The organism is Streptomyces sp. CNH287 (genome assembly GCF_000424825.1).
In genome coordinates this window covers 21,220-32,042 of record NZ_AUKQ01000016.1, presented here as the reverse complement: position 1 = coordinate 32,042, position 10,823 = coordinate 21,220, and the positions used below count along the sequence as shown (strand labels likewise).

The 10,823-nt window shown below is 73.7% G+C and carries 7 protein-coding genes; 2 read left to right on the top strand and 5 right to left on the bottom strand.

Going from position 1 to position 10,823, the window contains the following annotated elements; all coding sequences use genetic code 11:
• Nucleotides 1-60 precede the first annotated feature (60 nt).
• Nucleotides 61-699, top strand: a complete 639-nt coding sequence (locus tag H299_RS34685; RefSeq protein WP_486587310.1) for a LysR substrate-binding domain-containing protein — start codon at nt 61-63, stop codon at nt 697-699.
• A gap of 125 nt (nt 700-824) precedes the next feature.
• On the top strand, nt 825-4,232 hold the full coding sequence (locus H299_RS0117250; RefSeq protein WP_051262590.1) for a BTAD domain-containing putative transcriptional regulator: 3,408 nt from the start codon (nt 825-827) through the stop codon (nt 4,230-4,232).
• 185 nt (nt 4,233-4,417) lie between these two features.
• Here the strand turns inward: H299_RS0117250 and H299_RS0117245 are convergent, their stop codons facing one another.
• The 5 genes from H299_RS0117245 to H299_RS0117225 form a co-directional block, all read right to left on the bottom strand.
• Nucleotides 4,418-5,308 (bottom strand): ABC transporter permease, encoded by an 891-nt coding sequence (locus tag H299_RS0117245; protein ID WP_027749413.1) that lies wholly within the window; start codon nt 5,306-5,308, stop codon nt 4,418-4,420.
• Nucleotides 5,305-6,318 carry an ATP-binding cassette domain-containing protein gene (locus H299_RS0117240; RefSeq protein ID WP_027749412.1) on the bottom strand — a complete coding sequence of 338 codons (1,014 nt, stop codon included), beginning with the start codon at nt 6,316-6,318 and terminating at the stop codon, nt 5,305-5,307. The genes H299_RS0117245 and H299_RS0117240 overlap by 4 nt, the downstream gene beginning before the upstream one ends.
• A gap of 108 nt (nt 6,319-6,426) precedes the next feature.
• Nucleotides 6,427-7,347, bottom strand: a complete 921-nt coding sequence (gene panB, locus H299_RS34680) for a 3-methyl-2-oxobutanoate hydroxymethyltransferase (RefSeq protein WP_051262565.1) — start codon at nt 7,345-7,347, stop codon at nt 6,427-6,429.
• A gap of 189 nt (nt 7,348-7,536) precedes the next feature.
• Entirely contained in the window at nt 7,537-8,460 is a 924-nt protein-coding gene (locus tag H299_RS0117230; RefSeq protein ID WP_486587324.1) for an endonuclease/exonuclease/phosphatase family protein, read from the bottom strand.
• Between the two features lie 507 nt (nt 8,461-8,967).
• Nucleotides 8,968-10,719 (bottom strand): NAD+ synthase, encoded by a 1,752-nt coding sequence (locus H299_RS0117225; RefSeq protein WP_027749410.1) that lies wholly within the window; start codon nt 10,717-10,719, stop codon nt 8,968-8,970.
• Between the last annotated feature and the right edge of the window lie 104 nt (nt 10,720-10,823).

Genomic DNA, 10,823 nt, shown 5'->3' with positions numbered 1-10,823 from the left:
ATTCGAGCCGCTGCTCGTCGAATACCAGGACGCGGCCTGTGTGCGGGCTTTCCTGACGCATTGCCTCGGTGCCGCCGGCGGAATCCTCGACACCAACTACGGCCATCTGCTGGACTATGCGGAGGTCCTGCGCGGAATCCGGGAGAGCCCGGAGTGGACGCCCCGGGAGCCCTCCGTGGGCTGACCGGCCTGGGGCCTGTCTGGCAGCTCGCGCAGCCGGAGATCCGGCACGAGACGGCCGCCCGCGACCGGCCGGTCGTCGTGGCGGGCGCCGAACACCTCTGGATAGCGGGCGAACTCACCCTCGACCAGTACACGGCCGCCGACCACGTCACGGTCTCCCGCCGCGGTCGGCTGCGCGACCCGCTGGACGAGCTCCTGGAGGCCCGCGGACTGCGCCGCCGCGTCATCGCCTCCGTGCCGACGAGCATCGCCGCGCTGCGCTTCGTGCGCGACAGCGACGTCCTGGCCGCCGTGCCCGAGCGGGCGGTCCGGCCGATGGCGGAGGAACTCGGGCTGCGCGTGCACCCGTTGCCCTTCGCCGCGCCGCCGGTGCCCCTGACGATGGCGTGGCACCAGCGGTACGACGACGACCGGGCCCACGCCTGGCTGCGCGGCCAGGTCCGCGCCGCGCTCCAGTGGGTGTGCGGCCCGCCGCCGGACCCGGACCTGCACGGCTCGCGGGCCGCCTCGTCCTGAGCCGAGCCGAGCCGACCCGGCGCTGCCCGGCCCCGGCCGAGGGTGCGGGCCGGTCCGCGAAGATCCACCGGACGGGCCCCCGGCCGCCCACCGCTCCGGCCTGCGTGGCCTGGCAGTATGGGCAGGTGCGCTACCGCTATCGCGTTCTGGGGACCACGCAGGCGCTCCGCGCGGACGGCACTTCGGTGCCGCTCGGCGGAGCGCGGCTTCGCGCGCTGCTGACGGCGCTGGTGGTGGCAGGCGGGCGCCCGGTCCACACGGAGGCCCTGGTCCGGGAGGTCTGGGCGGCCGGGGAGGAGCCGCCGACGGACGAACTCGCCGCCCTCCAAGCCCTGGTGGGCCGCCTGCGGCGGGCGCTGGGCCGGGAGGCCGTCGTCTCCGGCACGGGCGGCTACCAGCTGGTGGCCGAACGGGACGACATCGACCTCTTCCGCTTCGAGCGGCTCGCGGACGAGGGCGCCCGCGCCCTGGAGGACGGCGACCCCGGCAAGGCGGCCGAACGGCTGGACGACGCGCTGGCCCTGTGGCGCGGCCCCGCCCTGGCCGACCTGCCCGACGGCGGCGCGGCGGCCGTACGGACGCGGGCCCGGCGGCTGGCCGCGCGGCGCAACCGGCTGGCGGCCGAGTGCGCGCTCGGCCGCGCCGAGACGGCGCTGCCCGCGCTGCGCGAGCTGACCGCCGCGCACCCCCTGGACGAGCCACTGCGGGCGCTGTACCTGAGAGCGCTGCGGGACACCGGCCGCCAGGCGGAGGCCCTGGCCGCGTACGAGGAGGTGCGGGTCACCCTGGCCGACCGGCTGGGCGCCGATCCCGGGCCCCAGCTGCGGTCCCTGCACGCCGAGTTGCTCCGCGCCGCCCCGGACACCGCTGCCGCCCGGGACACCGCCCCTGCCCCGCCCGGCGGCCCCGCCCGTACGGCGTCCGCCGCCGCGCCGGCCGCCTCCGCGCCCGGCGCCCCCTCCGGCCGGGGCGCCGCCCGCGCCGCACGTCCCGGCAACCTGCGCGCCCGGCTCACCTCCTTCGTCGGCCGGGAGGCGGACCTCGCAGCTATCCGCGGCGACCTGTCGGACGCCCGGCTGGTCACCCTGCTCGGCCCCGGCGGCGCCGGGAAGACCCGGCTGTCCCAGGAGGCCGCCGAATCCGCCGTCAGCGAGTGGCCCCACGGGGTCTGGCTCGCCGAACTGGCCCCCGTACGCGACCCGGAGGACATTGCGGAGGCCGTACTGACCGCCCTCGGCGGCCGGGAGACGGTCATCCGGGGTACGGCCGCCGAGGGCCTGCGGGCCGCCGCCGACCCGCTCGCGCTGGACCCCCTCGCCCAGCTCGCCGAACGCTGCGCCGCCCGGCGGATGCTGCTGGTGCTGGACAACTGCGAGCACGTCGTGGACGCGGCGGCCGCGCTGGTGGAAACCCTGCTGGTGGAGTGCCCGCAGGTCACCGTCCTGGCCACCAGCCGCGAGCCGCTGGGCGTGCCGGGGGAGCGGGTGCGGCCGGTGGAGCCGCTGCCCGACCCGGTGGCGCTGCGGCTGCTCGCCGACCGGGGGGCCTCCGCCCGTGCCGGGTTCCGCATCGAGGAGGACCCGGAGGCGTGCGCGGAGATCTGCCGCCGGCTGGACGGGCTGCCGCTCGCCATCGAACTGGCCGCCGCCCGGCTGCGCTCGCTCACCCCGCGCCAGCTGGCCGCCCGGCTGGACGACCGCTTCCGGCTGCTGACCGGCGGCAGCCGTACCGTACTGCCCCGGCAGCAGGCGCTGCGCGCCGTCGTGGACTGGTCCTGGGACCTGCTGGCCGACGACGAGCGCGCGGTGCTGCGCAGGCTGGCCGTCTTCTCCGGCGGCTGCGGACTCGGCCAGGCGGAGGAGGTCTGCGCGGACCTGTCCGGGCCCGTCCCCGTCGACCCGCGCGACGTGGCCGCGCTGCTCGGCGCGCTGGTCGACAAGTCGCTGGTCATCGCCGCCCCCGCCGGGGAGGGCGGCATGCGCTACCGGCTGCTGGAGACGGTCGGCGAGTACGCCGCCGAGCGGCTGGACGAGGCCGGGGACCGGCCCGCCACCGAACGGCGGCACCTGGTCACCTACCGCGAACTCGCCCGCACCACCGATCCGCTGCTGCGCGGCGCCGGCCAGCGCGAGCACCTGGACCGGCTGGAGCGGGACCACGACAACCTGCGCACCGCGCTGCGCCGGGCGCTGGCCGCCGCGGACGAGCATGAGGCCTTCTGCCTGGTCCTGTCGCTGTCCTGGTTCTGGGAGTTGCGCGGACACCGGGCGGACGCCAGCGGCTGGTCGCAGGCCGCGCTGGACCTGGGGCCCAGCCCCTTCGCGCCCCCGGCCACGACCGCCCCCTCGCTGCGGGAGCGGTGTACGGACCGGCCGCCGCCGATGTCGCCGGAACAGCTGGAAGAGGCCCGGCGCAGCGTGTGGATCATCCACTTCATCAGCACCCAGCCGGACATCACGGTGATCAACTCGCCGGTGATGCGGGAGCAGCTGGGGGTCCTGGCGCAGACCTACCGGCCCGGGCAGCCGCAGGTGTGCCGTCCGCCGGGGCTGTTCTGGTTCTTCGCGATGATCCTGCTGGGCGACTCCGAGCGGCTCGACGAGATCCTGGAAGCCGCCGAGCGAGGCAGCCGCGAGCTGGGCGACGACTGGTCGGTGGCCGCGGTGCTGCAACTGCGCAGCAGGGTGCTCAACGAGCGCCCCGAGGTGCTGGCGCGCGCCACGCGCGACGCCGACGAGAGCCTGGAGATCTTCACCAGGATCGGCGACCAGTGGGGCATCGCCGAGGCGCTCGCGGGCCGCGGCGAGACGCGGGAGAAGCACGGCGACCTGCCCGGCGCCGCCCGGGACTACCGGCGGGCGGCGGGCATCGCGGAGGAGGCGGGCGCCCATGCCCAGGTGCCGATGCTGCGGGCCCGGCTGGCGGGGGTGCTGCTGGAGTCGGAGGACCCCATCGGCGAGCGGGGCGAGGACGCCGAGCGGATGCTCTACGACGCGATCGAGACCGGGGAGCGCGCGGGCGGTGACGCGGCGCACTTCGCACGGGTCGCACTGGTGCAGCAGATGGGCCAGGCGGGCCGGGTCGACGAGGCCAGGGAACAGCTGGCGGTGCTGTGCGACCGCCTGCGCGGCGTGGCGCCGCCGCTCTTCCAGGGCATGCTTCTGGGGATCGAGGGCTGGCTGGACATCCGCGCGGGCAGGCCGCAGGAGGCGCTGCCCAAGCTGCGCGAGGCGGTCGCGGTGACCCTCTCGGACCCGCTCAGCCAGACCATCGCCCCCCAGCTCACCGTCTGGCAGCTGGTGAGCGGGGCCGAGGCACTGGCCGCGCTGGGCAGCGGCGCCGTCGCGGCGCGGCTGCTCGGCGCGTTCGACGCGCAGGACCTGGTGACCAGCCCAGGCACGCGGGCCAACCGTTACTGCCGCAGGCGGGCCGAGGAGATGGCGCGCGAGGACCTGGGGGACGAGGAGTACGCCCGGTGGCACCGCGAGGGCGGCGGCCTCTCCGTCGAAGAGGCCGCCACCCTGATGCGCTGACGCGGCGCGGGGCAGTGCGAGCAGTGGGGCTGCGTACTGCGGTACTGCGTACTGCGGTGATTCCCGGTGCCCCGGGCACCCGGATGAGGGGCTGCCCGGCTCCCCGGACGAGGGGGCGCTGAGTCACCGGGGCTCGGGAGGTGCGAGGACCTGCCGTGGTGGCCGGCCGGAGCCGGCCGCCCCCGTCAGGTCTTCTTGCGGAACTTGTTGATCGCGATCGGCGCGACCACCGCGGTCAGGCCCACGGCCCAGATGACCGTCCACATCGCCGGGCCGGCCACCGCGCCCTCGCCCAGCATCAGGCCCCGCGAGGCGTCCGCCACATGGGACAGCGGGTTGACGTTGGCGAACGACCCCAGCCACCCCGGCATGGTGCCGATGTCCACGAAGACGGACGAGCCGAACTGGAGCGGCATCAGGATCAGGAACGACACACCCTGCACGGCCTGAGCGGTGCGCATGGTGAGGCCGAGCAGCATGAAGATCCACACCAGCGAGGCGCCGAACACCGCGGTCAGCCCGATCGCGGCGAGCATCTCGACCCAGCGGCCTTCGATGTCCAGACCGACCAGGAAGCCGACCGTCAGGAGCACCACGATGGCGATCAGCATCCGGCCGATCTCCACGATGACCTTGGCGACCAGCACCGAGGACCTGGCTATCGGCATGGACCGGAAGCGGTCCATCACGCCCTTGCGGAAGTCCTCGTTGATGCCGGTGCCCACCGCCATCGCGATGTTCATCCCCATCATGGCCATCATGCCGGGCAGCAGGTAGTTCGTGTACTGGTCGCGGTTGCCGCCGCCGGCGCCGCCGGCGATGGCGCCGCCGAAGACGTACACGAACAGCAGCGTGAAGATGATGGGCATCAGCAATGCGTCCATCATCGACTCGGGGTCCTGCTTGATCTGGAGCGCGTTGCGGCGCACCAGCGCGCCGATGTGGCGCAGGTTGGCGCGGAGACCGATGCGGCCCTCGTCCGTGACCTGCGCGGACGACTGCGGCGAAGCGTCCGGCGAGGGCCCCTTCGCGGGCTCCTTGGCGGGCTCCTTCGATGAAACGGTGGCGGTGGTCACGCCGCTACCTCCTTGAGTTCGGTCTCCTCGTCCTGGTGGGTGGCCTTCTGGCCGGTGATGGCCAGGAACACCTCATCCAGGCTGGGCAGGTGGGTGGCGATGTCGGAGATCGCGAAACCGCGCTCACCCAGCAGGCCCACCACGGCGGTCAGCTGCTCATCGCTGATGATCGGGACGGTCACGACGCCGTGCTCCTCGTCGGCCGTCGCGCCGGAGACGCCGTCCAGGCCCGCCTGGGCCAGGGCGCCGACCATGCGGTTCAGCTCGCCGGGCTCGGCCGGGCGGATCTCCAGCGTCCGGCCGCCGACCTTGGCCTTCAGCTCGGGCACCCGGCCCTCGGCGATGACCTTGCCCTGGTCGACCACAGTCAGCTCGGTCGCCAGCTGCTCCGCCTCCTCCATGTACTGGGTGGTGAGCAGCACGGTGTTGCCCTCGGCGACGATGCGCTTGACCTCTTCCCACACCTCGTTGCGGGTGCGCGGGTCCAGGCCGGTGGTCGGCTCGTCCAGGTAGAGCACCTTGGGGTGGCCGATCAGGGAGGCGGCCAGGTCCAGGCGCCGCCGCATGCCGCCCGAGTACTGCATGACCGGCTTCTTCGCCGCGTCGGTCAGCGAGAAGCGCTCCAGCATCTCGTCCGCGCGCTTGCGGGCGTCCAGCCGGGACAGGTCGAGCAGCCGCCCGATCATGTAGAGGTTCTCGAAGCCCGCGAGCTTCTCGTCGACCGAGGCGTACTGCCCGGTCAGGCCGATCGTCCGGCGCAGCTGACGGGGCTGGCGCACCACGTCGTAACCCGCCACCGTCGCGTGGCCGCGATCCGGCGTGAGCAGGGTGGAGAGGATGCGGACGAGGGTCGTCTTACCCGCGCCGTTCGGCCCGAGCACACCCATGACCGTGCCCTCGCGCACGTCCAGGTCGATGCCGTCCACTGCTTTGGTGTCCCCGAAATGCTTCACCAGGCCGCGGACTTCGACGGCGTTCGTGCCGTGGCCGGTGGTGTTCTGTCGCGTCATGGGAACAAAGATGCCAGGCGCCACCGACAAACGGCCGACAGCCCGCCTACACGGGGGCGTAGCCGGGCTGTCGGGAAGGCGTCGGAGGCCGCCCGAGGCGGCGCGGGCTCAGGCGAAGCTGTGCTCCTCGCTGGGGAACGCGCCGCCGGTCACGTCGTCGGCGAACGCCTTCGCCGCCCCGCCCAGGGTCTCCCGCAGCTGTGCGTACTGCTTGGTGAACCGGGGCAGCCTGCCCGGCGTCAGCCCGGCCATGTCCGTCCAGACCAGCACCTGCGCGTCGCAGTCCGGTCCGGCGCCGATGCCGACGGTGGGGATCTGGAGCGAGCGGGTCACCTCGGCGCCCACCCCGGCGGGCACCATCTCCAGCACGACGGCGAACGCGCCCGCCTCCTGTGCCGCCTTCGCGTCCCGCAGCAGGTCGTGCGCGTCCTTCTCGCCGCGCCCCTGCACGCGGTAGCCCATCGTGTTCACGGACTGCGGGGTGAGCCCGAGGTGCGACATCACCGGTATCCCGGCCGAGGCCAGCAGCTCCGTCTGAGCCAGCGACCGCTCGCCGCCCTCCAGCTTGACCGCGCCCACCCCCGACTCCTTGACCAGCCGCGTCGCGTGCCGCAGCGCCTGCGCCGGACCCTCCTGGTAGGAGCCGAACGGCAGGTCGGCGACGACCAGGGACCGCTTGGTGCCCCGCACGACGGCGGCCGAGAGGATGGCGACCTCGTCCATCGTGACCGGCACGGTCGTCTCGTAGCCCAGGTGGCAGTTGCCCATCGAGTCGCCGACGAGCAGCACGGGGATGCCGGACTCGTCGAAGACGGACGCGGTCATCGCGTCGTAGGCCGTGAGCATCGGCCACTTCTCGCCGCGCTCCTTGGCGGCGGCGAGGTCACGGATGGTGACCCGGCGGTTGCGGGCACCTCCGTAGAGCGTCTTGACGGAGCCCTGGTCGCCGGGCGGGGTCTTCCGGTCGGGCTGGGCGTTCCGGTCGGGCTGGGGGGTCTGGTCCGGCTGAGGGTTCTGGGCAGGCGTCATGGCACATGCTCCTGAAAGTCGGCGTCTCGAGGCGCCCGCACGGCGTCCCCGGATCTCCCGTCCATGCTGGCACGCCCGACGCGGTGGGGGGAAGGGGCATCGGCCGGGCGGTACGGGAGCGGTACGCTGCGGCGTCATCCCTGGCCGCAGGGTGACACCGCAGTCGGTCCCGGATCACCCGGCCCGCTCTCAGCGCGGGAAGTCCACCGAGGCCGCCACCGGCAGGTGGTCGCTGCCTGTCGCGTCCATGGTCCAGGACGACGCGGGCTCCATCCCCTTCACCATGATCTGGTCGATCCGTGCCATCGGGAAGGAGGCGGGCCAGCTGAAGCCCATGCCCTGGCCGCTCGCGCCCTGTGTCGAGCGCAGCTGGGAGGTGATGGGCGCCAGCGCGCGGTCGTTCATCGTGCCGTTGAGGTCGCCCAGGAGCACCACCCGGCCGATCCGGTCGTCCGCGATCCGTTTGCCCAGCATCTGCGCGCTGACGTCCCGCCGCTCCGCCGTGAACCCGGCGCGGAACTGCACCCGCACCGACGGCAGGTGCGCCACGTAGACGGCGACCTCGCCCTGCGGCGCCATCACCGTCGTCCGCAGGGCCCGCTCCCACCCCATGCCGATGTCCACCGGCTCGGAGTCCCGCAGGGGGTGGGTGCTCCAGACCCCGACGGTGCCCTGCACGTCGTGGTACGGGTAGGCGTCCGCCAGCTCTTTGCGGTACACCGCGATCTGGCGGCCCGCGATCTCCTCCAGCGCGATGACGTCCGCGCCCGAGCCCTTGAGCTGGCGGGCGGTGCCCGCCGGGTCCGGGTTCCCGGCGTTGACGTTGTGGGTGACGACGGTGAAGTCGCCGTCGGCGCCGCCGCGGTCGGTCAGCAGGCCGCCGAAGAGGTTGAGCCAGGCGATCAGGGGCACCAGCAGCGCGGCCAGGGCGCTGACCGAGCGGCGGATGAGCGCGACCACCAGCAGGACCGGGATGAACACCCCGCCCCAGGGCAGGAAGGTCTCCCAGAGCGAGCCGAGGTTGCCGATGGTGTTGGGGACCTTCGAGTGCAGGATCAGGGCCAGCCCCAGCAGGGCGGCGAGGACCGCCGTCACCCAGCCGCGCCGCCACATCCCGGCGCCGCCCCAGCCGCCGAACGCCCGCCGCAGCAAGCGGGCCGGGCCGCGGCCCCGGGACCGCTCGCCGTCACCGGCCCGCCCGGTCTCGCCGGTCTCCGCCATGAACACCCGTGCCATCCGCGCCGTCCTCATTCACGTGCCGTTGCCGCTCCGCAGGCGCGGGACGGTCCGCGTGGTCCGAGCCCGCGCCTGCCGGCCGCCGATTCCGCCGCCGGTGCCGCGCCGGGCACGGTCCACCCCGCGAGCCGCCCTGGCACACGCGTTCGCTGCGTTGGCCGAAAGCCCAGGCAGTCCGCTACAAGTGGCTTCCGGCCGCCTATGCGACCGCACGCACCTGACACCGCCCCACCCGCCCCAAAGGGGCGGACGACGCCACTTCGCAATCACTCGTCTAGATCATCCCAGGCCGTACGGAGAACAGGACGAACGGCGCGTGCCGCCGGGTTCCCGCCTCCCCACCGATCACGTCGGGCTGTGACAGAACGCGCACATCCGCGCGGGTCAGCTCGTCTCCCGCCAGCGGTTGGTGATCGGGAGCCGCCGGTCCTTGCCGAAGCCCTTCGCCGAGATCTTGGTGCCCGGCGGATACTGGCGCCGCTTGTACTCGGCGGTGTCCGTCAGCCCCAGCACCCGGGTGACCAGGCCGGGGTCGAAGCCGAGCGCGATGATCTCGTCGCGGCCCCGGTCCCGGTCGACGTACAGCTCGAGGACCCGGTCGAGCACGTCGTAGTCGGGCAGCGAGTCGGAGTCGAGCTGGCCGGGCCGCAGCTCGGCGCTGGGCGGCTTGGAGATCGAGTTCTCCGGGATGGGGGGCGTGTGGCCGCGCTCGGCGGCGGCCGCGTTCCGCCAGCGGGCCAGCCGGAAGACGGTCGTCTTGTAGACGTCCTTGATCGGCCCGTAGGCGCCGACCGAGTCGCCGTAGAGGGTGGAGTAGCCGCAGGCCAGCTCCGACTTGTTGCCCGGTGCCAGCACCATGTGCCGCTCCTGGTTGGAGAGCGCCATCAGGAGCGTGCCGCGCAGCCGGGCCTGGAGGTTCTCCTCGGCCAGCCCGGTCAGGGCCAGGGCGTCCATGTAGGCGTCGAACATCGGGCCGATCGGCACCGTGCGGAAGTGGAGCCCCGTACGCCGGGCCAGCTCGGCGGCGTCCTCACGCGAGTGCTCCGAGGAGTAGCGGGAGGGCAGCGAGACGCCGTGTACGTTCTCCGCGCCCAGCGCGTCGCAGGCCAGGGCGGCGACCAGCGCAGAGTCGATGCCGCCGGAGAGGGCGATCAGTGCGGAGCGGAAGCCGTTCTTGGCGGCATAGGCGCGCAGCCCCACCACCAGCGCGGTGTAGACCTCCTCGTCGTCGTCCAGCCGGGGCGCCTCGCTCCCGGTGACCTCCGGCTCGTACGCCGCCAGCGGTTCGGCGGAGAGGGTGACGTGCGCGATGCGCAGCCCGTCGTCCACCGTGCCGGAGGGCACCGGTCCGGCGGCGGGCAGGTCCAGGTCGAGCACGACGCAGCCCTCCTCGAACTGCGGCGCCCGTGCGATCACCGTGCCGTCCCGGTCGACCACGATCGAGTCGCCGTCGAAGACCAGTTCGTCCTGGCCGCCGATCATCGCGAGGTACGCCGTGGTGCAGCCCGCCTCCTGGGCGCGCTTGCGCACCAGTTCGAGCCGGGTGTCGTCCTTGTCGCGCTCGTAGGGGGAGGCGTTGACCGAGACGAGCAGGCCCGCCCCCGCCGCACGGGTGGCGGGGACCCGGCCGCCGTCCTGCCACAGGTCCTCGCAGATGGCGAGGGCCACGTCGACGCCGTGCACCCGGACCACCGGCAGCGTGTCGCCGGGCACGAAGTAGCGGAACTCGTCGAAGACGCCGTAGTTGGGCAGGTGGTGCTTGGCGAAGGTCAGCACCACCTCGCCCTGGTGCAGCACCGCCGCGGCGTTCTGCGGAGCGCCGGCCGGCTGGCCGTAGCGCTCCCGCGCGTGCTCGGCACGGTCCAGGTAGCCGACGATCACCGGCACCGTGCCGAGGCCCTCCGCCGCCAGCCGCCGCGCCAGCGTGCGCAGCGCGCTGCGGCTGGCCTCCACGAAGGACGCGCGCAGCGCCAGGTCCTCCACCGGGTAGCCGGTGAGCATCATCTCGGGGAAGGCGACGAGGTGCGCCCCCTGCTCGACGGAGTGCCGCGTCCAGTGCAGGACGGACTCGGCGTTGCCGGCGAGGTCCCCGACGGTGGAGTCGATCTGATTCAGGGCGAGACGTAGTTGAGGCACGGGCCCACTCTAATCGTCTTCCTGACGCGATGTGCGGTGCGGCGGGTGTGAGCACGGCCACCAGCCGCGGCGTGTGGCGGGGTTACGACATTGACGTCAAGTGG

Excerpts from the sequence above, each read along its gene's own strand:
- H299_RS0117230 (WP_486587324.1), bottom strand. The coding sequence starts at position 8,460 with ATGTGGCGGCGCGGCTGGGTGACGGCGGTCCTCGCCGCCCTGCTGGGG.
- panB (WP_051262565.1), bottom strand. The coding sequence starts at position 7,347 with ATGACGCCTGCCCAGAACCCTCAGCCGGACCAGACCCCCCAGCCCGAC.
- H299_RS0117240 (WP_027749412.1), bottom strand. The coding sequence starts at position 6,318 with ATGACGCGACAGAACACCACCGGCCACGGCACGAACGCCGTCGAAGTC.